Below are 24,734 nucleotides of genomic sequence, written 5' to 3'. Positions count from 1 at the left end.
TCGATCCGTGACCCGAGTGCCCTGCGCCGTCGCACACAGCGACCGGCGGCCGCGGGCGGACTGCCGCCCTTGCCGCCGTCCGGATGTCACCGTCGCCCCGGCCTCACCGGCGACTCGGCCTCACCGGCGCCCCGGCCTCACCGCTGTACGGACCTCACCGTCGTGCGGACGTCCCCACCGGCCCGGGCGACGGCGCGTCGTGGTGGCGGTCCGCCGCGTACCGGCGGTTCTCGCAGACTGCCGCCCAGGCGTTGCGCCGGGCCTGCCGCTGGCCACCCGCCAGCAGGACGCTCTCGGCGAACCGCAGCGCAACCCCGACCGACCGGATTCGCATCCGCATGCCGAACAGCTCCCCTCGTGGCTGAGAAGAATCGAACGCTCGCAATGAGTCCATCATCACCACCCCGTGTTACCAGGCGGTGACCGGCCAGTCAAAGCGTGGTGAAGCCGAAAGGGCGGAGCCGAGGCTCCGCCCTTCGCTCGATGCGGGTGGCTCAAAAGCGCCGGATCAAGAGCGGCGACTCAAGAGCGGCGACTCAAGGCGCCAGCTCAGACCGCGGCCTGCTCGCGCCGCTCCAGCGCCTGCCGGTACAGCCGGCCGGCCCGGTAGGAGGAGCGCACCAGCGGGCCGGACATGACCCCGGCGAAGCCCAGCTCCTCGGCCTCCTGCTGGAGCTCGACGAACTCGTGCGGCTTGACCCAGCGCTCCACCGGGTGGTGGCGCAGCGAGGGGCGCAGGTACTGGGTGATGGTGATCAGCTCGCAGCCGGCGCCGACCAGGTCGGCGAGCGCCTGGCTGACCTCCTCGCGGGTCTCGCCCATGCCCAGGATCAGGTTGGACTTGGTCACCAGCCCGGCCGCGCGGGCCTGGGTGATGACGTCCAGCGAGCGCTCGTAGCGGAACGCCGGGCGGATCCGCTTGAAGATCCGCGGCACCGTCTCGACGTTGTGCGCGAGCACCTCGGGGCGGGAGGAGAAGACCTCGGCCAGCTGCTCGGGCACCGCGTTGAAGTCGGGGATCAGCAGCTCGACGCCGGTGCGGCCGCTCGCGCGGTCGGCGGTCATCGCGTGCACCTGGCGCACGGTCTCGGCGTACAGCCAGGCGCCGCCGTCGGGCAGGTCGTCGCGGGCGACGCCGGTGATGGTGGCGTAGTTGAGGTCCATCGTGACGATGGACTCGGCGACCCGGCGGGGCTCGTCCCGGTCGAACTCGGCGGGCTTGCCGGTGTCGATCTGGCAGAAGTCGCAGCGGCGGGTGCACTGGTCACCGCCGATGAGGAAGGTCGCCTCGCGGTCCTCCCAGCACTCGAAGATGTTGGGGCAGCCGGCCTCCTGGCAGACGGTGTGCAGCCCCTCCTTCTTCACCAGCGACTGGAGGGCGTTGTACTCCGGGCCCATCTTCGCGCGGGTCTTGATCCACTCGGGCTTCCGCTCGATGGGGGTCTCGCTGTTGCGGACCTCCAGGCGGAGCAGCTTCCTGCCGTCGGGCGCGACAGCGGACACGTGCGACTCCTAGAACTAGACGGGGTACCCCCAGGGTACGCCTGTGGTTGTACGGCCTTCGCGGCGCCCGTTGCCCCGCAATCGCAGGGCAACAGAGCTACTGGCCGGTAGATTCCCGGGTGGTGCCGAGGGTGCCGAGAGCGTCCGGGGTGTGCCGGGCGGTACGGTCCTCAGCGGGTGAGCGCCGGCTCCGGCAGCTCCGCGAACACGTCCGACAGGTGCCGCTCGACCACCGGCAGTGCCTCGCCGACGGTGAAGCCGCGTCCCAGCTCGCCGGCGAGCGAGGCGACGCCCGCATCCCGGATGCCGCACGGCACGATCCGGTCGAACCAGGTCATGTCCGGGTCGCAGTTGAGTGCGAAGCCGTGCATGGTCACCCCGCGGGCGACCCGCACGCCGATCGCGGCGAGCTTGCGGTCGTCGCCGCGCTGGCCGGCGTTGGACGGTGCGTACTCGGGGCCGGCCAGCCGCGGGTCGATGCCCAGCGGCAGGCCCATGCGCAGGGTCAGCTTGCCGATGTCCACCACCTGCGCCGGGTCCACCACGGCGTCCGGGATGGACTCGCCCAGCACCCACACGCCACTGCGGCCCTCGACCCGGGTGGTCCCGACGCCGAACTCGGTGCAGGCGCGGATCAGCGCCTCCTCCAGCCGGCGGACGTACGCGACCACGTCGATCGGGTCGGGCAGCTTGACGATCGGGTAGCCGACCAGCTGGCCGGGGCCGTGCCAGGTGATCTCCCCGCCCCGGTTGACCTCGACCACCGGGGTGCCGTCCATCGGCAGGTCGGCGGGGTTGGTGCGCTTGCCCATCGTGTAGACGGGCTGGTGCTCCAGCAGCAGCACGGTGTCGGGGATCTCGTCCGCGACCCGCAGCGCGTGCAGGCGCTGCTGCTCCTCCCAGGCCTCCTGGTAGGCGATGACGCCCTCGCCTATCCCCATTCGAACGAAATCGACGTTCTCGCTCACCGCTGCCGCTCCTTGCCAGGCGTTCGAGACCAACCTCGCCACTGTACGCCCACGCCCGTACGGACCGGTCAGCCGCCCGAGGCCACCCGACTCCGCCCGACTCCACCCGAGGCCGCCGGGGGCTACCTGGGGCCACCCGAGGCTGCCGGGGGCTACCTGGGGCCGCCCGAGGGACAGCCGCTCAGCCCCCCGAGAGCAACTGCAGCCGCAGCGCCAGCTGGAGTTCGAGCGAGCGCTCGGGGTGGTTCCAGTCCGGGCCGAGCAGCGCCTCGACCCGGTCCAGCCGCTGGACCACGGTGTTCACGTGGACGTGCAGTTCGTCCTTGGCGCGGGTGAGGCTGCCGCCGCAGTCGAAGTAGGCCCGCAGGGTGCGGACCAGTTCGGTGCCGCGCCGGGCGTCGTAGGCGAGCAGCGGGCCGAGCGCCGCGCCGACGAAGCCGTCCACGTCGTGCCCGTCGCCGAGCAGCACCCCGAGGAAGCCCAGCGCCCGGGCCGAGGCGCCCTCCCCGGCGCGGCCGAGCACCCGCAGCGCACGTACGCAGCGCAGGCCCTCGGCGTACGAGGCGGCCAGCGCGGGCGGGCCGGCGGCCGGGCGGCCAGCGCCCACGGTGACCGGGAAGCCGGCCAGCCGGGCCAGCCGCTCGGCGGCCTGCCGGGCGGCCTCCTCGGGGTCGCCGGCCTCCGGCACCAGCAGCACCACCGCGTCGCCGTGCTCGGCGCCGACGCCTCGGGAGCCGAACAGGTACCGGCGGGCCGCCCCGGCCAGCCGGCCGCGGTCCGCGCCGGGGGACCCCACGGGTTCGGCCGGTTCCGCGACCAGGACCAGGTGCGGGCGGGCGAGGTCGACGCCGAGCCGGCGGCCGCGTGCGGTGAGCCCGGCCGGGTCGCGGTCGGGGGCGGTCAGCAGGTCGGTGAGCAGTTCGCCGCGGACCCTGTTCTCGGTCTCGGCCACCGAGCGGCGCAGCAGCAGGAGCAGCGCGGTCACCACGCTGGCCCGCTCGAACAGTCGCCGGTCCGCGTCGTCGAGGTCGGGCCGTCCGCGCAGCACCATGGTGCCGAGCGCGTCGTGCCCGGCCAGGACCGCGCACACCCACAACTCGCCGTGCCGGACGGACCGCCCCTCGGCCCGGGACGCGGCGACCGCCTCCGCCAGTTCGGCGGCGGGCGCGGACCGCCCGGCCAGTGGCTCGCCCTCGGCGTCGAGGACGGCTATCTCACCGCCCAGCAGGGTTGCGACGGCGGCGGCGACGTCCGGCACCTCGGCGCCGCGCAGTACCAGGTCGGTGAGCCGGTCGTGCGCCTGCTCGGCGCGCTGGACGGCGGCGGAGTGGGCGCGGACCAGCTCGTTGGCGCTGTTCAGCTCGGCGAGCGCGGCCCGGGTGTCGGCCAGCGCCTTGGCGGTGTCCAGGGCGATCGCGGCGTGCGCGGCCAGCGTGCACAGCAGCGCGACCTCGTCGGGGGAGAAGGCGCGCGGCGAGCGGTCGGCCGCGAACAGCACCCCGATGACCTCGCCGCCGAGCAGCAGCGGCACCCCGATGATCGCCACCAGGCCCTCGTCGAGTACACCCTCGTCGATCGTGCCGGTGTGGTGGAACCGCTCGTCGGTGCGGTAGTCGGGGGTGGCGTACGGGCGGGCGGTCTGCGCGACCAGGCCGCCCAGCCCGTCGCCGAGGCTGAGCCGCAGGGTCTGGAACAGGACGGAGACCGAGCCGTCGGTGACCCGCATGTAGGTGTCGCCCGCGGCCACGTCCGGCAGGGTCAGGTACGCGGTGTCGGTGCCGAGCAGCATTCGGGCGCGGCGGACGATCGCCTGCAGCACGGTGTCCAGCTCCCGGGAGGCGGCGAGGTCCCCGGCGGTGTCGAACAGGGCCGTCAACTCCGCCTCCCGGCGCCGGTGTTGGCGCAGCGTGCGGTGCACCCGGAGGGCCTGCCAGGTGGCGTCGTCGATCTCGGCGAGGACGGCGGCCGGCGCCCCGCGGTGGCGAGCGTCGGCCAGCACGTCGGCGAAGTCCTCGGTGGCGGCGCCGGAGGCGAGCAGGTCGAGCAGCCGCCGCAGCGCGGGCGCGGAGCTTTCGTGAGGGTGGTTCATGGTGCGTGCCGCCAATCGGCGTCGTGTCCGGCGGAAGCGCGATCGTAGCGGCTCGGCCGTCAGGCCGTGGCGGGCTTTCCGGCCACGGTGGTGGCCTCCGTCTCCGCCCCGGCCGCCGCCTCGGGCTCGACCTCCGCGAGGTCCTGGCCCCTGGTCTCCCGCCCGCAGAGCACCGCCAGTACGGTGATCGCCGCCGCGATCGCGACGTACACCGAGATCGGGGTGGCGCTGCCGTAGTCCTTGAGCAGCGCGGTCGCGATCAGCGGCGCCGGCGCGCCGGCCGCCACCGAGGCGAACTGGGCCCCGATCGAGGCGCCCGAGTACCGCATCCGGGTCGAGAACAGTTCGGAGAAGAACGCGGCCTGCGGTGCGTACATCGCGCTGTGGAACACCAGCCCGATCGTCACCGCGACCAGCAGCGACCCGAACGACCTGGTGTCCACCATCCCGAAGAAGACGAACGCCCAGACGCCCACCCCGACCGCGCCGACCAGGTACACCGGCTTGCGCCCGACCCGGTCCGACAGTGCGCCGAACAGCGGGATCAGCGCGAACTGGATCGCCGAGGCGATCAGCACCGCGTTCAGCGCGGTCTGCTTCGAGAAGTGCGCGTGGGTGACGGCGTAGGTCAGCACAAAGGTGGTCATCACGTAGTACGAGATGTTCTCCGCCATCCGGGCGCCCATCGCCACCAGCACCTCCCGCCAGTGGTGCCGCAACACGGCCACCAGCGGCGGCTGTTCGGCCGCCGTCCGGGCCGCCTTGCGCTGCTCGGCCGCCGCCAGCGCCTGCTTGAACAGCGGCGACTCGTCCACCGCCAGCCGGATCCACATTCCGACCCCCACCAGCAGCGCGGACAGCAGGAACGGCACCCGCCACCCCCACGACAGGAACTGCTGCTCCGACAGCACCGCCGTCAGCAGCGACAGCACCCCCGCCGCCAGCAGGTTCCCGGCCGGTGCCCCACCCTGCGGCCACGACGCCCAGAACCCCCGCCGCCGTTGGTCGCCGTGCTCCGACACCAGCAGCACCGCCCCGCCCCACTCCCCGCCCAGCGCGAAGCCCTGCACCAGCCGCAACACCGTCAGCAGCACCGGCGCCGCCACCCCGATGGAGCTGTAGGTGGGCAACACCCCGATCAGCGTGGTCGACCCGCCCATCAGCAGGAGACTGACGACGAGCAGCTTCTTCCGCCCCACCCGGTCCCCGAAGTGCCCGAACACCAGCGCCCCGACCGGCCGCGCGGCGAACCCGATCGCATAGGTGAGGAACGACAGCAGCGTCCCCGTCAGCGGATCACTGTTCGGAAAGAACACCTTGCCGAACACCAACGCGGCTGCTGTTCCGTACAAGAAGTAGTCGTACCACTCAATGGTCGTGCCGATCAGGCTCGCGGCCACCACTCGGGGGAGTGAACTGGTCGCCGTCGAACCACGTGCAGAGGCGTTCATGGTCACCACTCCAGGTTCAGGGGGGACGGGGACGATGTCGCCACAAGGTAGGAAGTCCCGGAGCTGCGGCACATGTTGGCAACACACATAGTCAACGGCACTGATATGGCCTGCCACTCCATAACGGCCTCGGCCCCCACCCCTGCACCGGTCGCCCCGTCGTGGGGGGGGGGGGGGCCCCGCCCCCCCCCCCCCCCCCGCGGGGGGGGGCGGGGTGGCCGGGGCGGGGGGGCCCCCGGGGGGGGGGGGGGGGCCCCCCCCCGCGGCGGCCCCCCCGCTCCCCGCCCCGCCGGCCGCGCCGCCCCCCCGCGCGGCGGCCGCGGGGGGGGCGGCCCCCCACCTCCGCCCCGCCGGGGCCCGGGGGTCGGCGGCCCCCCCCCCCCCCCGACGCTGCTGATCGAGATCGAGATCGAGACGGCCGGGCCTGCGCTCCCCGTGTGGGCGCGGGCATCCGCCCCGGAGGAGGCCCGTACACGTTGCCTGCCCGTGGATCTTCTCTTTCGCTTTCCACCGCCTGTCTCAGTGCGCCGTCCAGCCGCCGTCGACGGGGAGGCTGGCACCGGTGATGTAGGAGGCGGGTGGGGAGCAGAGCCAGAGGGCGAGTTGGGCGATCTCGTCGGGTTCGATGAGGCGCTTGAGGGCGGTGCGGTCGAGCATGATCTGTTCGACGACCTCGTCCTCGTGGATGCCGTGGGCCAGGGCCTGGGCGGCGATCTGCTGCTCCACCAGGGGAGTTCGGACGTACCCGGGGTTGATGCAGTTGCTGGTGACGCCGTAGGGGGCGCCCTCCAGGGCGACGGTCTTGCTGAGGCCTTCCAGGGCGTGCTTGGCGGTGACGTAGGCGGACTTGAAGGCGCTGGCCCGCAGGCCGTGGACGGAGGAGATGTTGACCACCCGCCCCCACTCCTGCTCGTACATGTGCGGGAGGGTGCGGCGCAGGATGCGGAACGGGGCCTCGACCATGACACGTTGGATGAGGGTGAAGCGGTCGGGCGGGAACTCGTGGACGGGCGCGACGTGTTGGAGACCGGCGTTGTTGACCACGATGTCGGCGTCGTCCGGCAGGGTCTCCACGGCCTCCGGGGCGCCGAGGTCCGCGACGATGGCGCGGCCGCCGATCCGCTCCGCGAGCTCCCGGGCCGGGCCGGCCGCGAGATCGACGACGTAGACCCGGGCGCCGGCCCCGGCGAAGGCCTCGGCGCAGGCTCGGCCGATGCCCGAGGCGGCCCCGGTGACCAGGGCCGTCCGGCCGTCGAGCGGGCGGGCTGTAGTGGTGTCCATGGCCGAGAACGGTAGGAATTCGGGGGCCTGGCTCCCATGTGGCAGGCCGCTACAGCATTCCGGTGGGCTGTGGTGTCCGTCGCCATGACCGTCGATCGACGGTTCGACCGCGGAAGGCCAAACCCGCCCTGGCCTCGCTTCCCCACAATGGGCGCGATTGCTTCACCCGTTCGGAGGATTGCTCGGTCAGATCCACCCATAGCGCCCGAATGCTCGCTACATTCACGCCGATTCCCGACAGGGGGCGCCGCCCCAGGCAGCCGAAGTGCTGGTAGAGCCCGGTGCGACGTCCGAGAGGTGTTGACTGACATGCCCCAACGGCCTGCAACCGACAGCCCGGCGTACGGACCGCTCGACCCGCTCGGCCAGCACCGAGGCCCGGTCGGCCGGGCCCTGCCGGACGCCCCCGACGCCCTGACCGCCGACGCCCCGACCGCCGACGAACTGCGGCTGCCCGCGCAGGCCACAACCGACCGGCACGAACCCGCCAGGCCCGCGCCCGCCCCCGCGCCGACGGGCGGCCACTCCGGACCGGCCCCGCAGAACGGCCAACTCGCCGCGCTGATCGAGGAGGCCGGCTTCTCGCACGCGGGCCTGGCCCGCCGGGTCGACCAGCTCGGCCTGGAACACGGTCTCGACCTGCGCTACGACAAGACCTCGGTCACCCGCTGGCTGCGCGGCCAGCAGCCCCGCGGCGCCACCCCGGCACTGATCGCCGAGGTCTTCACCCGCCGCCTCGGCCGCCGCCTCACCGCCCAGGACCTCGGCCTGGACGCCTGCGCCCCGGTGTACGCCGGGCTGGAGTTCGCCGAGACCCCGCAGGAGGCGGTGGACATCGTGGCGAGCATGTGGCGCAAGGACAACGGCCCGCAGTCCGAACTGCGCCGGATCGCCTTCACCCCGGCCGGCCTGGTCGTCCCCAGCCGGGACTGGCTGATCGGCCGCACCGACGAGCGCGTCGCCCGGGACGGCTCTACGATGGCCCGCCCCGACGCCGCCACCGGCCCGCCGCCCGCGTCCGCACCCGTGCACGGCCCGTCCGGCACGCCCTCCATGACCTCCGTGCCCTCCGTGCCCTCCGTGCCCTCCGCGGCCGGAACGGTCGGTACGCCCGGCGCGCCTTCCGCGAGCCCAGCGCGCGGCCCGGCTCCCGGCACGCCCGGCACGCCCGGCATGTCCGGCGCACCCGGCACGCGCCCCACCGTGGGCACGGCCGGTACCGCCGTGCCCCCCATCGGCCGGGTCCCCACCCAGAGCCGCCGCCCGCCCGCCGCCGTCGAGCCGCCGTACACCGACCCGGCCCGCGAGCAGCGCCCCGCCCTGCGGGTCGGCCGCGGCGACATCGCCGCCATCCGTGCCGTCGGCGACCTCTTCCGCGCGCTCGACCACGCCTACGGTGGCGGGCACGCCCGGCAGGCGCTGGTCCGCTACCTGGAGAGCGAGGCCGAGCCGATGCTGCGCGGCCGCTACGGCGAGCAGATCGGCCGGGCACTGTTCGGCGCGGTCGCCGACCTGACCAGGCTGGCCGGCTGGACGTCCTTCGACATCGCCGCACACGGCCTCGCCCAGCGCTACTTCGTCCAGGCGCTGCGCCTGTCCCAGGCCGCCGGGGACCGCGCGCTGGGCGGGTACGTCCTGGTGACGATGAGCCAGCAGGCCGTCCACCTGGGCCACGGCCGGGAGGCCGTCCAGCTGGCCCGGGTCGCCCAGCAGGGCGTGGGCACGGCGGTGCCGCCGGTGGTCCAGTCGCTGATGCACGCCGCCGAGGCCCGTGGCCACGGCCTGCTGGGCGACGTCCGGGCCTGCACCACCGCCCTGGTACGCTCCGAGCGGTCGCTGGCCGCGGCCCGGGCGGGTGACGAACTGCCCTCCTGGGCACGGTACTTCGACGAGGCGCAGCTCTCCGACGAGTTCGCCCACTGCTACCGGGACCTGCAGCAGTGGCGCACCGCCGCGCAGCACGCCGAGAAGTCGTTGCGGCTGCGCTCGCCCGCCTATGCGCGCAGCCGGATCTTCTGCCGGCTGGTGCTGGCCACCGCCCGGCTCGGCATGGGGGACCTCGACGAGGCCTGCACCATGGCCACCGACGCGCTGCGGGCGGCGGGGGAAATGCGCTCGGCCCGCTCGCTGGAGTACGTCCGGGACTTCCACCGCCGCCTCATCCCCTACCGGGGCAGCCCGGTGGCCCGCGCCTTCGAGGAGACGGCCCGCCAGGCGGGCGTGATCTAGGAACTCGTGATCCAGGGACTGCCGGACGCGCCCGGCGGTCCCGGAAACCCGTACCGCCCGGGCTTGCCCCGGGCCGGAGGACCGCCCGGGGCCGGAGGGGTGCGCCGGCGTCGGAAGGGCCGCTCGGAAGGGCCGCTCGGAAGCGCCTGCCGGGACGCCTTCGAAAGGGCTTTCCCCCGCCGCCCGTTGGCGTCCGGGGAGTGCGACCGGGAGCGACTCACCAGCTCTCGGCCCGGACGCGCGGCCGTCCCGGCTCCGGCGCGGGTGGCCGGACGCCGCCGCGTACCCGCTGCGCCGCCAGCGGGAACGCCAGCACCGAGAGCATGCCCGCGCCCACGAGTGCGGCCGCCGTCGACGACGGCAGGTGCCCGTCGTCCACCTCGATGGTGGTGATCACCACGACCAGCGGCAGCGCCGTCGCGCCGTACAGCCCGAGCGCCGCGCGGTCCCGCCGGCCGAGCCCGGCCGGGGCGAGCAGTCCGGCCGGCAGTCCGCGCACCACCAGGAGCAGCAGCAGGAACACCGGGACGAGCAGCAGCGTGCCGGGGTCGTCCAGCAGGGCGGTCAGGTCGAAGTTCATTCCGCTGACCACGAAGAACACCGGCACCAGGAAGCCGAAGCCGATGCTCTCCAGCTTGGCCTCGATCACCTCCTCCTCGGCCTGGCGGATGTCGGAGAGCAGCAGGCGGGAGATGGCCCCGGCGGTGAAGGCGCCGAGCAGCATGTCCAGGTCGAGCCAGACCGCGGCGGCCACCATGACGGCGAGCACCAGGATCACCGCCCGGATCGCGAACTGCCCGGACGTGCGCAGGGTGCGCTCGATGAGCCGGGTGGCCCAGGCGGGCCGGGGGCGCCGTGCGCCGAGGACCGCGACGGCGGTGATCACCGCGAAGGCGCCGAGGATGACGGCCGTCCTGGCCGGGGAGTTGCCGCTGAGCAGGACGGCGATCGCGATGATCGGCCCGAACTCGCCGACCGCCCCGGTGGCCATCACCAACGAGCCGAAGGGGGTGGGCAGTTCGCCGGAGTCGCGGAGGATCGGCAGGATGGTGCCGAGCGCGGTGGTGGTGAGCGCGAGCCCGGCGAAGGCGCCGTTCAACGGGTCCCGGTTGACCAGCGCGCCCACGCCGAGCGCCAGCACGATCGAGACCAGCCACGCGGTGCCCGCCCGTTTCAGCGGGCCGCCGCGCAGCTTGGCGAAGTCGATCTCGTACCCGGCGAGGAACATCAGCATGGCCAGGCCGAACTGGGACAGCGCGTCGATCAGGTCGTCGACGTGCGCCCAGTTCAGGACGTCGGGGCCGATCAGGACGCCGAGCACGATCTCGAACACGACGGTCGGGACGGCGATCCACCGCAGCAACCGGTCGGCGAGCAGCGGTGCGGCGACGGCCGCGGCGGGGATCAGGATCAGCGCCACCGGCTGGATGGCGGCGCTCACCGCGCAACCGGCCGGACGGTGAAAATCATCCGATGAGCGGTCATATCGGCATCCTGGCACGTCGCCGGTCTGTCACCCCGGCAGACCGTCAGTGTGTTCCGGGCACCGGCCGTGCAGGACCGCCGGCGTGTTCCGGGCTCAGCCCGTCCGGGAGCGCCCGAGCACTCCGGGCGTCCGAACGGGTCAGGCCGCCGCCTCGGCCTCCCGGGCGGTGGCCGGGACGCCGAGGTCGCGCAGCACCGCCTGCGCCGCCCGCCGCCCGGAGACCAGCGCGCCCTGCACGGTGCTGGTGTCCCGGTGGTCCCCGGCGACGTACAGCCCGGCCAGCACCCGCACCGGGCGCCGGGGATTGTGCGGCGGGGGCATCGTGGGCAGCGCGTCCGGGACGTGCCGCACGTTCAGGAACTGCCAGCCGGTGGTCGAGGTGCCGTACAGCTCGGCGAGCCGGGCCCGGACCGCCGGTTCCAGCCCGGCCGGGCCGCCGGCGTCGAAGGAGCGCCGCCCGAGCACGGTGGTGGCGACCAGCGCCTGCCCGGCCGGGGCGTAGGAAGGGTGCAGCTCGCTGAGCACCAGCGAGTGCGAGACCAGCGGCGGCTGCCCGCCGGGCCGGTCGCCGTCGAGCAGCAGGACGGCCTCGTTCAGCGGGGCGCGGTCGGCCGCGTGGTAGAAGGTCGTGACGGGGTGGAAGTCCGGCAGCCGCAGCCCGGGCAGCAACTGGGCGGCGGAGCGGGCGTCGGTGGCGACGACGACGGCCTGGGCGCCGATCCGCCCGTGCCCGACGGTCTCCACGCCGTCGGCGGCGATCGAGGTGACCTGCACCCCGGTGCGCACGGTGCCGGCGGGCAGGGCGGCGGCCAGGTGGGCCGGTACGGCCGCGATCCCGTCGGCGGGCAGACAGAGCCGTCCGCGCGCGTAGGAGCGCAGCACCAGGTCGGCGATCCGGCTGCTGGTGCCGAGGGCCGGGTCGCTGAGCAGTGCGCCGAGCAGCGGCCGCAGGAAGCCGTCGAGGGTGCGCGGGGCGAGCCCGTGGCCGGTCAGCGCGCGGGCGGTGGTGGTCTCCGGGCGGTTCTGGAGCCGGCCGGCGGGGGTGGCGGCGAGCCGGCCGAGCCAGCTGCCGAGCCGGGCCTTGTCCAGCGGGCTGCCGAGCGGGGCGCGGGTGGCGGCCTGCCGGGCGGTGGTGAGTTGAGGGTCCCCGGTGCGGTAGCGGCGGCCGCCGCTGTGCACGAGGACACCGGGAGCGAGCGGGCGCAGGTCGAGGCGGTCGAGGTCGAGTACGCGGCGGAGCTCGGGGAAGGCGGTGTTCAGCAGGTGGCTGCCGTCGTCGAGCCGGAAGCCGTCCAGTTCGCGGGTGGCCATCCGGCCGCCGATCCGGTCCGTGGCCTCAAGGATCTGGACGGTGAGGCCGTGGCCGGTGAGCGTGCGGGCGGCGGCCAGGCCCGCGAGTCCGGCGCCGACCACGACGACGTCCGGGTCGGACGGGCGGCGGGCGCGGCGGGTGAAGTCGTATGTGGGCACTGGCGTGCTCCCTCCCTGGTCCCGGGGCTCCGGCCGACGCAGGCAGCGGGGTGCCGGGACACGGTCCGACGGTGTGATGCCCAGTCAGTACGACCATCAGACAAGCGCATCGGACCCGATCCAAGGGTCGGGAGGGGGAGTGCGGCACCGGACCGGGGCGCGGTCACGGACAGTGCGCCGTTGGGGCCGGGTTCCGGGGTCGGCGGGCGCGTACGGTCACCGGGGGCGTGCGACGCGCCCGGTCTGTGCTCCCATGCGCCCCCTCCCGGAGCCCCGTCCGACCCCCGCCCGGCATATGCCCCTGGCCAGGGTGAATGCCGTAGCCGCCGTACGCCGGAGCGGTCGGCGAGCCCGGTCCGAACCCGGTCCGAACCCGCCCGCGCACACCGTCGCGCGGCACACCCGGACCCGCGTGCACCGCGGCGCGCGCCGCGACGCACTGTTCACATCGCCGCACGGCACACCTGTACCCGCGCGGCACGCCCGGACCCGTACGGCACGCCCGGACCCGTACGGCGCACCCGGACCCGCACGCACCGCCACGCACACGACAGCGCACGGCTCACGCCGCCGCACCGCCCACCCCGCACCCGCTCACAGCGCCGCGCGCACCGCCGAGTCCACGTCCGGGTGGGCGAAGCGGAACCCCGCGTCCAGCAGCCGCCGCGGCACCACCCGGTGGCTACCGACCACCTCGACCGCGAGCTCCCCGAGCACCACCTTGAGCACCGCCTCCGGCACCGGGAACGGGGTGGGTCGCCCGAGCGCCCGCCCGAGCGCCGCGGTCAGCCCGGCGTTGGTGACCGGGTCGGGCGCGGTGAGGTTGACGGCGCCGGAGAGGTCGTCCCGGTCGATCAGGAACCGCAGCGCGGCGACCTGGTCGGCCAGCGAGATGAAGCTCCAGTACTGCCGCCCGTTGCCGAGCCGTCCGCCCAGGCCCAGCTTGAACAGCGGGAACAGCCGTGCGCCGGCCCCGCCGGCCGCGGACAGCACCATCCCGGTGCGCGGGTGGACGACCCGGATCCCGGCCCGCTCGGCCGGCCGCGCGGCCGCCTCCCACTCCACGCAGACCTCGGCCAGGAAGTCCCGGCCGGCGGGGGAGTCCTCGTCGATCACCCGGTCGCCGGTCTGCCCGTACCAGCCGACCGCGGAGGCGCTGACCAGCACCCGGGGCGGCTCCTTGAGTTCGGCCAGCGCGACGGCCAGCGTCTCGGTGCCGAGCGCCCGGCTCTCCCGGATCTCCCGCTTGTAGGAGTCCGTCCAGCGGTGGTCGCCGACCCCGGCGCCGGCCAGGTGCACCACCGCCTCGACCCCGGCCAGCCCGTCCCGCTCGACCTGGCCGAGCAGCGGGTTCCAGCCGATCGCGGTACTGCCGTCGGGCTGCGGGCCCGTCCTGGAGCGGTGCCGGACCAGCCGGACCACCTCGTGGCCGTCCGCCAGCAGGGAGCGGACGAGGGCCGAACCGATCAATCCCGTGGAGCCTGTGACAGCGATGCGCATGCGCCCATCCTCGCAGTTTTCAATTCCCTGTCATGTTTGCGGGCGTCTCATTAGCATGACGCGCATGCACGAGGACGATCTGATCATCCGACCAGCTCAGCCCGAGGACGAGGGCGAACTCGCCGTCCTCAACCGCGCCGCCTGGTCCCCGCTGTCCGACGTCTCCCCGCAGCCGCCCGAGGAGGACGGCGTCTTCGACGAGCGGCACGCCCCGGAGCAGTTCCTGCTCGCCCTCCTGGACGGCCGCGTCGTCGGCTACATCCGCCAGGTCCCGGCGACCCCGCTGGCCAGCAACCGGCACGTCCGGCAGATCCAGGGCCTGGCCGTCGACGCCGAGGTCCGCGGCCGGGGCGTCGGCCGGAGTCTGGTCGAGGCCGCCTGCGCGGCGGCCCGGGCCGAGGGCGCGCGCAAGCTGACCCTGCGAGTGCTCGGCTGGAACGCCCCGGCCCGCAGGCTCTACGAGAGCTGCGGCTTCGTCGTCGAGGGCTCGCTGGCCGAGGAGTTCCTGATCGACGGGTCCTACGTGGACGACATCTGGATGGCCCGCCGCCTGGCGGACTGACCGGCCCGACCGACCCGGCTGCCCGACCGACCCGGCTCCCGGACAGGCCGTCGGCCCGACCGGGCCTCCGGCCGTACCCGCCACCGGACCTGACGGATCGTCAGTCAAGACGAGTGGTGCAGAGTCGTGACCGACCCGCCCTGTCTGGACCAGCACCCCGCCGGGTACCGTACGGCCGTGAGCAACTCGACGCCTCCCGGGTGGTACCCGGTCCCCGGTGCGGACGGCACCCCCGGTCACGAGCGCTGGTGGGACGGCAACGCCTGGACCAGCGAGGTGCGCCCGCTCCAGGGCGGCGCCGGCCAGCTCGCCGAAGCCTCCACCCAGGGCTGGCAGCCCACGGCCCCGCAGCCCGGGTACGGCTACGGCGGCCCGCAGGACACCCCCGGCTACGGCTACCCGGGCGGCGCCCCCGCCCCGGCGTACGGCTACCCGGGCCAGGACGGCCACCCGGGCCAAGACGGCTACCCCGCCCAGGGCGCGGGCTACGGCTACCCGGCACCGGGCTACCCGCCGCAGCAGCCGGCGCCCGGCCGCATGAAGCCCGGGGTGATCGTCGCCATCGCGGTCGGCGTGCTGGCCGTGGGCGGGATCATCGCCGGGATCGCGCTCAGCGGCGGCGGCTCCCCGAAGGCGGACCCGACCCCGAACCCGACGGTCACCGTCACCCAGAGCGTCGGCCCCGCCCCGAGCCCCAGTCCGACCGCGGGCACGCCCGCCCCGACGCCGACGGTGCCCGCGCCCAAGCCGGCGCCGGCCCTCAAGAGCACCGCCCCGGATCCCCAGCACGCGATCACCATCCCGGTGTTCGACGGCTGGGACGCGGCGACCGACTCCGCGCACTCGACGGTCTTCCTCGGCACCGGCCGCTACACCTGCGCGGACGGCAACTCCTGCATCCGCGGCCAGTTCTCGGTCGAGAAGGACACCGTCCAGGGCACCACCGCCAAGGCGGCCGCCGAGGCCGCGATGCCCACGTACGCCGGCCAGATCTTCACCGGGATCAGCTCGCACACCGACTCCGGCTCCGGCTACGCGACCGTCGCGGGGGTGTTCGGCTACGCCGTGCGCTGGCACATCCGCACCTCGGACGGCACCCAGGGCTACATACTGCTGGCCGCCGTCCCGGCCAAGGGCGGCGGCTTCGTGGTCTTCGAGGGCGGCGTGGACGACGACCCGAGCGCGCCGGACGCGTCCGTGCTGGACCAGATCCTCAAGGGCGTCAAGCAGGACGGCACGTCAGGCAGCGGCAGCACCACCTGACGTGGCCGGACCCGGTCAGTCCCCGTAGCGCTCCCAGAGCTTGGGAAACCGTTTCGCCATGACGTCCGGGTCGTCGAAGTCCAGCGCCGCGCCGGCCGGCCGCCCGGGCTGCCGCCCGCCGACCTCGGGCAGCGGCAGGCCGGTCAGCTGCTCGTACGCCTCGTCGGCGGCGTAGCCGAGGTCCTCGGCCTCGCCGTCCTCCTCCTCGTCGAACTCCGGCAACAGGTCCGCCAGGTCGTCCGGCTCGACCAGCGCGCCCTCGAAGACCTCCCGGCCCTGGCCGATCAGCCAGCAGCGGAAGTAGTCGAAGGTGTCGTCGGAGGCACCGTCCAGCAGTAGGTAGGCGGCGCCCCAGAGGTCGTTGCGGTAGGCCCGCTGGAACCGGGCCTCGAACAGCCGGGCGAAGTCGATGACGTCGTCCGGGGTCAGCTGGACCAGCCGTTCCACCAGGCGGTCGGCCTGCTCGTCCGGATCGCCCTCGGCGGCCTCCCAGGTCTCGTCGATCATCTGCCAGAAGTCGGTCTCGTCCATCACCGCTCAAGCATCCCCGTTAGCCAGCCCCCGCGCATGCCATGGCCCGGCGAAACGCTGGTGATGTTCGACGCAGACAGCGGCGGAGCCCCGCGTCGTCCGGGGACGACGCGGGGCTCCGGTGCAGCCGAATACGGCCGGAACGGCCGAAGTGCCTTACAGGCCGAGCTCGACCTCGAACTCGCCGGCCTCCAGGATCTCCTTGACCGCGACCAGGTAGCGGGCGGCGTCGGCGCCGTCCACCAGGCGGTGGTCGTAGGAGAGCGACAGGTAGGTCATGTCGCGGATGCCGATGGCGGTGCCGCCGTCGGCCTCGATGACCACCGGGCGCTTGACGGTGGCGCCGATGCCCAGGATGGCGACCTGGTTCGGCGGCACGATCACGGTGTCGAACAGCGCACCGCGCGAGCCGGTGTTGCTGATGGTGAAGGTCGCACCGGACAGCTCGTCCGGGGTGATCTTGCTGTCGCGGACCTTGGCGGCCAGCTCGGCGGTCTTCTTCGAGATGCCGGCGATGTTGAGGTCGCCCGCACCCTTGATGACCGGGGTCATCAGACCCTTCTCGGAGTCCACCGCGATACCGATGTTCTCGGTGTCGAAGTAGGTGACGGTGCCCTCGGCCTCGTTGATCCGGGCGTTGACGACCGCGTGGGTCTTCAGCGCCTGGGCGGCGGCCTTGACGAAGAACGGCATCGGGGACAGCTTGACGCCCTCGCGGGCGAGGAAGCCCTCCTTGGCCTTGCCGCGCAGCGACATGATCTTGGTGACGTCCACCTCGACCACGCTGGTCAGCTGGGCCTGCTCGTGCAGGGCCTTCAGCATGTTGTCGCCGATGACCTTGCGCATGCGGGTCATCTTGACGGTCTGGCCGCGCAGGGCGGACGGCGCGGCGGCGGCCTTCGGCGCGGCGGCCGGAGCGGCGGCGGCGACCGGGGCCGGAGCGGCCTTGGCGGCCTCCGCGGCGGCGATGACGTCCTGCTTGCGGATGCGGCCGCCGACGCCGGTGCCGGCGACGGCGTTCAGCGCGACGCCGTGCTCGGCGGCGAGCTTGCGCACCAGCGGGGTGACGTAGGCGTCACCGGCGTCGGCCACCGGGGCGGCTGGCGCGACCGGGGCCGGAGCGGCGACCGGGGCCGGAGCGGCCGGAGCGGCGGCCGGGGCCGGGGCGGGAGCGGCGGCCGGGGCCGGGGCAGCGGCGACCGGAGCCGGAGCCGCCGGAGCCGGAGCGGCCGGGGCAACGGGGGCCGGAGCGGCGGCGACGGCACCAGCGGCGCCGATCAGCGCGAGCTGAGCGCCGACCTCGGCGGTCTCGTCCTCGCCGACCAGGATCTTCACCACGACACCGGCGACCGGCGACGGGATCTCGGTGTCGACCTTGTCGGTGGAGACCTCGAGCAGCGGCTCGTCGACCTCGACCGTCTCACCCTCGGCCTTCAGCCAGCGGGTGACGGTGCCCTCGGTGACCGACTCGCCCAGCGCGGGCAGCAGGACCGGGGTGGCGTCGCCGGCCGGAGCGGCCGGAGCGGCGGCCGGAGCCGGCGCGGCGACCGGCGCGGGGGCGGCGGGCGCCTCCACGACCGGGGCCGGGGCGGCGACGGGCGCGGCCTCGACGGCCGGGGCGGCGGCCGGGACCGGGGCGCCGGAGCCGTCGTCGATGATCGCCAGCTCGGCGCCGACCTCGACGGTCTCGTCCTCGCCGACCTTGATCGAGGCCAGGATGCCGGAGGCCGGCGCCGGGATCTCGGTGTCGACCTTGTCGGTCGACACCTCGAGCAGCGGCTCGTCGACCTCGACACGCTCACCCTCGGCCTTCAGCCAACGGGTGACGGTGCCCTCGGAAACGCTCTCGCCCAGCGCGGGCAGTGTTACTGAGACCGCCATGGTTTCAGCGACTCCTATCAAGTCTTGCGTACTGGAAATGGGGGGTGGGGGCGTGATCAGTCGTGCGCGTGCAGCGGCTTGCCGGCCAGCGCCAGGTGCGCCTCGCCCAGGGCCTCGGACTGGGTCGGGTGCGCGTGGATGAGCTGCGCGACCTCGGCCGGCAGGGCCTCCCAGTTGTAGATCAGCTGAGCTTCGCCGACCTGCTCGCCCATGCGGGCGCCGACCATGTGGACGCCGACCACGGCGCCGTCCTTGACCTGGACGAGCTTGATCTCGCCGGCGGTCTTCAGGATCTTGCTCTTGCCGTTGCCGGCCAGGTTGTACTTGAGGGTGACGACCTTCTCCTTGCCGTACAGCTCGACGGCCTTGGCCTCGGAGATGCCGACGGAGGCCACCTCGGGGTTGGAGTAGGTCACGCGCGGGACGCCGTCGTAGTCGATCGGCACCGGCTTGAGGCCGGCCAGGCGCTCGGCGACCAGGATGCCCTCGGCGAAGCCGACGTGGGCCAGCTGCAGGGTCGGGGCGAGGTCGCCGACGGCCGAGATGGTGGGCACGTTGGTGCGCATGTACTCGTCGACCAGGACGTAGCCGCGGTCCATCGCGACGCCGTTCTCCTCGTAGCCGAGGCCGGCCGAGACCGGGCCGCGGCCGATGGCGACGAGCAGCAGGTCGGCGTCGATCTGCTTGCCGTTCTCGGTGGAGACGCGGACACCGGTCTCGGTGTACTCGACGCCGGAGAAGCGGGCCTTCAGCTCGAACTTGATGCCGCGCTTGCGGAACGCGCGCTCCAGCAGCTTGGAGGAGTTCTCGTCCTCCAGCGGGACGAGGTGCGGCAGAGCCTCGACGATGGTGACCTCGACGCCGAAGGACTTCCAGACCGAGGCGAACTCGACGCCGATCACGCCGCCGCCGAGGATGATCGCCGACTTCGGGATGCGGTCGAGCTTGAGGGCGTGGTCGGAGGAGATCACGCGGTTGCCGTCGATCTCCAGGCCCGGGATCGAGCGCGGCACCGAACCGGTGGCCAGGACGATGTGGCGGCCCTCTATGCGCTGGCCGTTGACGTCCACCGAGGTCTGCGAGGAGAGCTTGCCCTCGCCCTGGATGAAGGTGACCTTGCGGGAGGCGACCAGGCCCTGCAGGCCCTTGTACAGGCCGGCGATGACGTCGTCCTTGTACTTGTGGACGCCGTTGATGTCGATGCCCTGGAAGGTGGCCAGCACGCCGAACTCGGCGGCCTCCTTCGTCTCGTCCGCGATCTCGGCGGCGTGCAGCAGCGCCTTGGTCGGGATGCAGCCGCGGTGCAGGCAGGTGCCGCCCAGCTCACCCTTCTCGACCAGGGCGACGCTCAGGCCCAGCTGAGCGGCGCGGAGCGCCGCGGCGTAACCGCCGCTTCCGCCTCCGAGAATGACTACGTCGAAAACGGTGCTGGCGTCGTTCGCCACGTCACGTCCTCCATGCAATGGGGTGAGTCGCCGGGCCGGTCGCGGTCCGGTGGGTCGGAAGCCTTTGTGGGGCGCCCAGTCGTGCCGGAAATACATCTTCGCACTTGTTCGCGGTGGCTGATGTCCGGGTCCACCCCAGGGGTGTCCCGCAGAGTGGTCACCAGGGCGGGAACACCCCCGACGGAAGGGCATCATCGCAGCTCAACGCGGGGTTGACAGCCGCCGGATGGGCGTCGGGGCGGCCCCGTCGGGCTGGCTCTTCCGCAGTGTGGAACAAAGTTTCGCCCGCAGCGAACAGAGGTGCGGGGCGACGTCCCGGCCTACCCGCAGGTAACCGAACCGGTGCCGGAACGCCGACGGGGGCCCGGCGCACACGCGCCGGGCCCCCGTCGGGGAGGGTGCCTGATCAGGCCTTGCCGTTGGCCGCGGTCTGCTCGGCGTAACGGACCAGGGTGCGCACCGCGCTCGCGGTGCCGCCCTTCGGGGTGTAGCCGAACGGCGCGCTCTCGTGGAAGGCCGGGCCGGCGATGTCCAGGTGCGCCCAGTCGATGCCCTCGGCCACGAACTCCTTCAGGAACAGGCCGGCCACCAGGCCGCCGCCCATCCGCTCGCCCATGTTGGCCAGGTCGGCGATGGTCGACTCGGTCATGCCCTTGCGCAGCTCGGCCGGCAGCGGCATCGGCCAGGACTGCTCGCCCACCTCGCCCGCGACGGTGTGCAGGGTGTCGCGCAGCTCGTCGTTGTTGGACATCACACCGAAGGTGCGGTTGCCCAGGGCCAGCACCATGGCGCCGGTCAGGGTCGCCACGTCGACGATGACGTCCGGGTTCTCCTCGCCGGCGCGCACGATCGCGTCGGCCAGCACCAGGCGGCCCTCGGCGTCGGTGTTCAGCACCTCGACGGTCTTGCCGCCGTACATCCGCAGCACGTCACCCGGGCGGGTGGCGGTGCCGGACGGCATGTTCTCGGCCAGCGCCAGCCAGCCGGTCACGTTGACGGCCAGGCCCAGGCGCTTGGCGGCCACCACGGCGGCGAACACGGCGGCGGCGCCGGCCATGTCGCACTTCATGGTCTCGTTGTGGCCGGCCGGCTTCAGCGAGATGCCGCCCGAGTCGTAGGTGATGCCCTTGCCGACGAACGCCAGCGTGGCCTTCGCCTTCGGGTGGGTGTAGGCCACCTTCACCAGCCGCGGCGGGTTGGCCGAGCCGTTGCCGACGCCCAGCAGGCCGCCGAAGCCGCCCTTGGCCAGCGCCTTCTCGTCCAGCACCTCGACCTTGAGGCCGTGCTCCTTGCCGGCCGCCTGGGCGATCGCGGCGAAGCTCTTCGGGTTCAGGTCGTTCGGCGCGGTGTTGACCAGGTCACGGGCCCGGTTCATCTCCTCGCCGATCGCGGCGGCGCGCTCCACGGCGGCCTTGGCGTCCTTGCTGCCCTTGCGGGGGGCCAGCACGACCAGCTCGCCGACCGGCTCCTTGCCGTTGCCGTCGCCCTTGTACGTGCCGAAGGCGTACGCGCCGAGCAGGCCGCCCAGCGCGACCGCCTCGACCTCGTCCGCGGACTCGGTCGGCAGCGCCAGCGCGGCCTTCTTGGCGCCGGCCAGGGTGCGGGCGGCGACACCAGCGGCGCGGCGCAGCGCCTCCAGCTGGTAGCCGGCCTCGGCGGCCTCACCGAGGCCGACCGCGAGCACGAACGCGGCCTTCAGGCCGGCGGGGGAGGGCACCTTGACGGCCTCGCCCTCGGCGCCGGTCGCGCCCAGGGTGTTGAGGACCTCGGTCAGCTTGCCCTCGAACGCCTCGTTGACGGCCTCGGCGCCGGGGGCCAGCGCGATGCCCTTGGGGCCCTTGGCGACACCGACCACCAGGGCGTCCGCACGCAGCGAGGCGGCGGAGGAGGTGCTCACAGACAATGCAGTCACGTAATGCGTCCTGTTCTTTCGCGGTCCACGGCCGGTTGCGGCGAGGCTGCCGCACCGGCGCAGCCCGGCGTCGCAGGCCGGTCCGCCCGACGCGCCCCGGGTCCGGGCCCCCTGGCGCGCGCACCCGCGCGTCGCGGCCACGCACACCAGAGGCCCCGGCTCCTCGGTCGCGCCGGGCGGGCAGGACCTGCCACGGTGCAGGGCTGCGGTGCTCCCCGCATGGTAGTCCGCATGCTGGGATCACGCTCCGCCCGGTGTCAGCCGAGCAACGCCAGGGCGAACAGTGCGCCGGTCGCGGCGGTCTCCGCCATCGCGCCGAGCACGTCCCCGGTGATTCCGCCGAACCGCCGTACGCAGCGCCGCAGCAGCAGCTGGGCGCAGCCGACGCCGAGCACAACGGCGGCCGGGAGGCGAAGGAATGACGATCCGTCAAACGATCCGAATGCGGCCAGCGCGAGCGCCGCGGCGGCCGTCCCCGCGACCGCCCCGGCGGGCGGGACGGTGCCCGCCACCATCGCGCCGAGACCGCCCGGCCGGGCGGCCGGCACCGACCGCAGGCAGCCCCAGGCGAGCGCGCACCGCGCGGCCACCGCCGAGGCAAGCACCGCGAGCGCCCCGCGCGTCGTCGACTCCGCGAACTGCCCGGCCAGAGCGGCGATCTGGGCCAGCAGCACGAGCGCGAGGGTCAGGACGCCGAACGGCCCGATGTCGGACTGCTTCATGATGCGCAGCGCGTCCTCGGCCGGTTTCCCGCTGCCCAGGCCGTCGGCCACGTCCGCCAGGCCGTCCAGGTGCAGTCCCCGGGTGAGGGCGGCCAGCACCCCCGCCGCCGCCACCGCCCCGAGCAGTCCGCCCGCCCGCCACGCCACCAGCGCCCCGGCCCCGGCCGCCGCCGCCCCGAGCACCAGCCCCACCACCGGGGCCGCCGTCATCGCCCGCGCCGCCGCCGCCCGGTCCCACCGTTCCACCCGGACCCGCAGCACGGACAGCGTCCCGAACCCGAACCGGAGCCCCTCGGCCCAACTGGCGCCCTGCACGACGTGTTTCCCTTCAACCGGAAGCGCCCCGCCCGATGTGCCGGGGCGAGCCCCCGGCACCCCGGACGGGGCGCCCATGACCTTGCGTCTACAGCCTTCGCAGCAGGTCCGCCGCCGACGGCAGCTTCGGCTGCTCCTTCGGTGCCGGCGGCACGTACGGCTGCGGCGCCTCGTCCGCGAGCGCGTCGCCCGCGGCCTGGAGCAGCGGCAGGGCCAGCAGCGCGCCGACGCCCTCGCCCATGGTGATCCCCTGGTCCTGCAGCGGCGTCAGGGTGAGCCGGTCGTACGCCTTCGCCTGGGCGGGCTCGCCGCTGGACTGCCCGGCCCGCCACCACTCCGGCGCCCGGAAGGCGATCCGCTGCGCGACCAGCGCGCAGGCCGCCGAGACGACGCCGTCCAGCACCACCGGCAGTCGTCGCACCGCGGCCTGCAGCAGGAAACCGGTGATCGCCGCGAAGTCGGCCCCGCCGGTGGCGCCGAGCAGCGCCAACTGGTCGCCGAGGACCGGCCGGGCCCGCCGCAGGGAGTCCCGGATGGTCGCGCACTTGACCATCCACACCCGGTCGTCGACGCCCGAGCCGCGCCCGGTGACGGCGGCCGCGTCCGTTCCGCACAGCGCGCCGACCAGGACGGCGGCGACGGTGGTCGAGCCGACGCCGAGGTCGCCGAGGAGCACCAGGTCGGTGCCGGCGTCGGCCTCCTCGTCGGCGACGGCCATGCCGGCCCGGAAGGCCCGTGCGGTCTCCTCGGGGGTGAGTGCGTCCTCGACGTCGATCCGGCCGGAGCCGCGCCGGATCCGGTGGGTGACCACCTCGTCCGGGAAGTCGGCGGGGTCGGTGTCCACCGCGACGTCGACCACCCGCACCTCGGCGCCGTAGCGCCGGGCCAGCCGGGCGATCGGTGCGGTGCCGTCCAGCACCGCGCGTACCCGTGCGGCGGTGCCGCCCTTGGCGGGCAGCCGGGACACCCCGAGCGCTGCCACGCCGTGGTCGGCGGCGAACAGCAGCACCTTGGGGGCCGACACCGGCCGTACGGGGGAGCGCCCCTGCACGGACGAGAGCCAGCTGCCCAGCTCCTCCAGCTTGCCGAGCCCGCCGCGCGGCCGCTCGGCCTCCTGCCAGCGTTCCTCGGCGGCCCGTCGGGCGCTTTCGTCGGGGCGCTCGACGAGCGAGGAGAACGTATCGAGATCCACGGTCGTGTCCATCGTCCGGAAGGCTACACGCCGCGGATGTTCAGGCCGCGGCTGGCTTGACCGTCAGAACCTGCCCGGCCACCACCAGCAGCACACGTTCCGAGGCGTCCGCCACGGCCATGTTGAGCCGGCCCAGGGTGTCGCGGAAGCGCCGACCGGCCGGGGTCGCCGGGACGACGCCCATCCCGACCTCGTTGCTGACCGCGACGACCGTCCGCCCGGTGGCCGCCCAGGCCCGCGCCAGGGCCTCGCAGCGCCGCTGGACGGCGGCCTCGCCGCCGTCCGCCCAGACCGCGTCGTCCCAGGCGCCGCACTCGTCCAGCACGGCGGTCAGCCACAGCGCCAGGCAGTCGATCAGCACCGGCGCCGGGTCGGCCGGGTCGGCCAGCACGGCCTCCAGGTCGCAGGTCTCGGCGGTGCGCCAGCTCGCCGGCCGCCGCTCGCGGTGCAGCGCGACCCGCTGGGCCCACTCGGTGTCGCCGTCCCGGGTGCCGCCGGTGGCGACGTACAGGACGTCCGGGCGGTCGGCGAGCAGCTGCTCGGCCCGGGTGGACTTGCCGGAGCGGGCGCCGCCGAGCAGCAGCGTGCGGGGGAGCGGGGGGTGGGTCGCCATGCGCCCATCCTGCCCGACCGGCCATCCGGACCGTCCGCCCAGGCATACGGAAGATCGGGCCGGGCAGGCTAAGGTGCGCAGCACACAGGCAGCGTCGTCGGTGGGAGGAGCCGGGCATGGTCTGGACGTGGCGGTACGAGAAGGCGGACGGGACCGTGGTGGCGCCGAACGGCGGCCAGGAGGAGTTCGCTGGCCAGGGGGACGCCGAGACCTGGATCGGGGAGTCCTGGAAGCAGCTCGCCGAGGACGGAGTCGACACGGCGGTCCTGCTGGACGACGACCGGGTGGTCTACTCGATGAGCCTGCACGAGGCGTAACCGC

19 protein-coding genes and 1 pseudogene are annotated in these 24,734 nt (G+C 74.1%); 4 read left to right on the top strand and 16 right to left on the bottom strand.

Features of this window, described 5'->3' with window-relative positions; all coding sequences use genetic code 11:
- Positions 1-154: 154 nt before the first annotated feature.
- The 6 genes from P3T27_RS05210 to P3T27_RS05185 form a co-directional block, all read right to left on the bottom strand.
- On the bottom strand, positions 155-340 hold the full coding sequence (locus tag P3T27_RS05210; RefSeq protein WP_280674649.1) for a hypothetical protein: 186 nt from the start codon (positions 338-340) through the stop codon (positions 155-157).
- A gap of 209 nt (positions 341-549) precedes the next feature.
- Positions 550-1,503: a lipoyl synthase gene (gene lipA / locus P3T27_RS05205; RefSeq protein WP_280674647.1), complete on the bottom strand. Its 954-nt coding sequence runs from the start codon at positions 1,501-1,503 to the stop codon at positions 550-552.
- Between the two features lie 170 nt (positions 1,504-1,673).
- Positions 1,674-2,471 (bottom strand): lipoyl(octanoyl) transferase LipB, encoded by a 798-nt coding sequence (gene lipB / locus P3T27_RS05200; RefSeq protein ID WP_280674645.1) that lies wholly within the window; start codon positions 2,469-2,471, stop codon positions 1,674-1,676.
- Positions 2,472-2,652: 181 nt separating this feature from the next.
- A complete protein-coding gene (locus tag P3T27_RS05195) occupies positions 2,653-4,560 on the bottom strand; it encodes a GAF domain-containing protein (RefSeq protein ID WP_280674643.1) in 1,908 nt (635 codons plus the stop codon).
- Positions 4,561-4,619: 59 nt separating this feature from the next.
- Positions 4,620-6,011 carry an MFS transporter gene (locus P3T27_RS05190; protein WP_280674641.1) on the bottom strand — a complete coding sequence of 464 codons (1,392 nt, stop codon included), beginning with the start codon at positions 6,009-6,011 and terminating at the stop codon, positions 4,620-4,622.
- A gap of 519 nt (positions 6,012-6,530) precedes the next feature.
- Positions 6,531-7,292, bottom strand: coding sequence for a 3-hydroxybutyrate dehydrogenase (locus P3T27_RS05185; RefSeq protein WP_280674639.1), 762 nt, complete (start codon positions 7,290-7,292; stop codon positions 6,531-6,533).
- A 309-nt stretch (positions 7,293-7,601) separates the two neighbouring features.
- Here P3T27_RS05185 and P3T27_RS05180 point away from each other — a divergent pair, with 309 nt between their 5' ends.
- Complete coding sequence (locus tag P3T27_RS05180) at positions 7,602-9,521, top strand: regulator (protein ID WP_280674637.1); 1,920 nt, start codon at positions 7,602-7,604, stop codon at positions 9,519-9,521.
- A gap of 217 nt (positions 9,522-9,738) precedes the next feature.
- On the opposite strand, the gene P3T27_RS05175 is transcribed toward P3T27_RS05180, so the two are convergent.
- The 3 genes from P3T27_RS05175 to P3T27_RS05165 all read right to left on the bottom strand — a co-directional run bounded on the left by P3T27_RS05175 (position 9,739) and on the right by P3T27_RS05165 (position 13,977).
- Positions 9,739-10,962: a cation:proton antiporter gene (locus P3T27_RS05175; protein ID WP_280674635.1), complete on the bottom strand. Its 1,224-nt coding sequence runs from the start codon at positions 10,960-10,962 to the stop codon at positions 9,739-9,741.
- Positions 10,963-11,145: 183 nt separating this feature from the next.
- Complete coding sequence (locus P3T27_RS05170) at positions 11,146-12,477, bottom strand: NAD(P)/FAD-dependent oxidoreductase (RefSeq protein WP_280674634.1); 1,332 nt, start codon at positions 12,475-12,477, stop codon at positions 11,146-11,148.
- A gap of 594 nt (positions 12,478-13,071) precedes the next feature.
- Positions 13,072-13,977 (bottom strand): TIGR01777 family oxidoreductase, encoded by a 906-nt coding sequence (locus P3T27_RS05165; RefSeq protein WP_280674633.1) that lies wholly within the window; start codon positions 13,975-13,977, stop codon positions 13,072-13,074.
- A 64-nt stretch (positions 13,978-14,041) separates the two neighbouring features.
- Between P3T27_RS05165 and P3T27_RS05160 the strand changes: the two genes are divergently transcribed.
- The gene (locus P3T27_RS05160; RefSeq protein WP_280674632.1) at positions 14,042-14,539 is read left to right on the top strand and encodes a GNAT family N-acetyltransferase; all 498 of its coding nucleotides are present in this window, start codon (positions 14,042-14,044) and stop codon (positions 14,537-14,539) included.
- Between the two features lie 177 nt (positions 14,540-14,716).
- The gene (locus tag P3T27_RS05155; RefSeq protein WP_280674631.1) at positions 14,717-15,802 is read left to right on the top strand and encodes a DUF2510 domain-containing protein; all 1,086 of its coding nucleotides are present in this window, start codon (positions 14,717-14,719) and stop codon (positions 15,800-15,802) included.
- Positions 15,803-15,817: 15 nt separating this feature from the next.
- On the opposite strand, the gene P3T27_RS05150 is transcribed toward P3T27_RS05155, so the two are convergent.
- The 7 genes and pseudogenes from P3T27_RS05150 to cobU form a co-directional block, all read right to left on the bottom strand.
- Complete coding sequence (locus P3T27_RS05150; protein ID WP_280674832.1) at positions 15,818-16,333, bottom strand: DUF4240 domain-containing protein; 516 nt, start codon at positions 16,331-16,333, stop codon at positions 15,818-15,820.
- Between the two features lie 156 nt (positions 16,334-16,489).
- Positions 16,490-18,214, bottom strand: a complete 1,725-nt coding sequence (gene sucB, locus P3T27_RS05145; protein ID WP_280674630.1) for a 2-oxoglutarate dehydrogenase, E2 component, dihydrolipoamide succinyltransferase — start codon at positions 18,212-18,214, stop codon at positions 16,490-16,492.
- A gap of 56 nt (positions 18,215-18,270) precedes the next feature.
- Positions 18,271-19,677 carry a dihydrolipoyl dehydrogenase gene (gene lpdA, locus P3T27_RS05140; RefSeq protein WP_348534057.1) on the bottom strand — a complete coding sequence of 469 codons (1,407 nt, stop codon included), beginning with the start codon at positions 19,675-19,677 and terminating at the stop codon, positions 18,271-18,273.
- A gap of 388 nt (positions 19,678-20,065) precedes the next feature.
- Positions 20,066-21,571 (bottom strand): leucyl aminopeptidase, encoded by a 1,506-nt coding sequence (locus P3T27_RS05135; protein WP_280674628.1) that lies wholly within the window; start codon positions 21,569-21,571, stop codon positions 20,066-20,068.
- A gap of 257 nt (positions 21,572-21,828) precedes the next feature.
- Positions 21,829-22,608 (bottom strand): adenosylcobinamide-GDP ribazoletransferase, encoded by a 780-nt coding sequence (locus tag P3T27_RS05130; RefSeq protein ID WP_280674626.1) that lies wholly within the window; start codon positions 22,606-22,608, stop codon positions 21,829-21,831.
- An 88-nt stretch (positions 22,609-22,696) separates the two neighbouring features.
- A complete protein-coding gene (locus P3T27_RS05125; RefSeq protein ID WP_280674624.1) occupies positions 22,697-23,812 on the bottom strand; it encodes a nicotinate-nucleotide--dimethylbenzimidazole phosphoribosyltransferase in 1,116 nt (371 codons plus the stop codon).
- A gap of 28 nt (positions 23,813-23,840) precedes the next feature.
- Positions 23,841-24,401, bottom strand: a pseudogene (cobU, locus tag P3T27_RS05120) (bifunctional adenosylcobinamide kinase/adenosylcobinamide-phosphate guanylyltransferase); the annotation flags it as partial.
- Positions 24,402-24,529: 128 nt separating this feature from the next.
- Here cobU and P3T27_RS05115 point away from each other — a divergent pair.
- Complete coding sequence (locus P3T27_RS05115) at positions 24,530-24,730, top strand: hypothetical protein (RefSeq protein WP_280674622.1); 201 nt, start codon at positions 24,530-24,532, stop codon at positions 24,728-24,730.
- Positions 24,731-24,734: the final 4 nt, after the last annotated feature.

Source organism: Kitasatospora sp. MAA19 (genome assembly GCF_029894125.1).
Taxonomy (GTDB): domain Bacteria; phylum Actinomycetota; class Actinomycetes; order Streptomycetales; family Streptomycetaceae; genus Kitasatospora.
The sequence above is the reverse complement of the archived record's forward strand: the minus strand, read 5'-3'. Positions and strand labels throughout refer to the sequence as shown.

Excerpts from the sequence above, each read along its gene's own strand:
- sucB (WP_280674630.1), bottom strand. The coding sequence starts at position 18,214 with ATGGCGGTCTCAGTAACACTGCCCGCGCTGGGCGAGAGCGTTTCCGAG.
- P3T27_RS05165 (WP_280674633.1), bottom strand. The coding sequence starts at position 13,977 with ATGCGCATCGCTGTCACAGGCTCCACGGGATTGATCGGTTCGGCCCTC.
- P3T27_RS05160 (WP_280674632.1), top strand. The coding sequence starts at position 14,042 with ATGCACGAGGACGATCTGATCATCCGACCAGCTCAGCCCGAGGACGAG.
- P3T27_RS05210 (WP_280674649.1), bottom strand. The coding sequence starts at position 340 with ATGCGGATGCGAATCCGGTCGGTCGGGGTTGCGCTGCGGTTCGCCGAG.
- P3T27_RS05195 (WP_280674643.1), bottom strand. The coding sequence starts at position 4,560 with ATGAACCACCCTCACGAAAGCTCCGCGCCCGCGCTGCGGCGGCTGCTC.
- P3T27_RS05180 (WP_280674637.1), top strand. The coding sequence starts at position 7,602 with ATGCCCCAACGGCCTGCAACCGACAGCCCGGCGTACGGACCGCTCGAC.
- P3T27_RS05150 (WP_280674832.1), bottom strand. The coding sequence starts at position 16,333 with ATGGACGAGACCGACTTCTGGCAGATGATCGACGAGACCTGGGAGGCC.
- P3T27_RS05125 (WP_280674624.1), bottom strand. The coding sequence starts at position 23,812 with ATGGACACGACCGTGGATCTCGATACGTTCTCCTCGCTCGTCGAGCGC.
- P3T27_RS05115 (WP_280674622.1), top strand. The coding sequence starts at position 24,530 with ATGGTCTGGACGTGGCGGTACGAGAAGGCGGACGGGACCGTGGTGGCG.
- P3T27_RS05185 (WP_280674639.1), bottom strand. The coding sequence starts at position 7,292 with ATGGACACCACTACAGCCCGCCCGCTCGACGGCCGGACGGCCCTGGTC.
- P3T27_RS05190 (WP_280674641.1), bottom strand. The coding sequence starts at position 6,011 with ATGAACGCCTCTGCACGTGGTTCGACGGCGACCAGTTCACTCCCCCGA.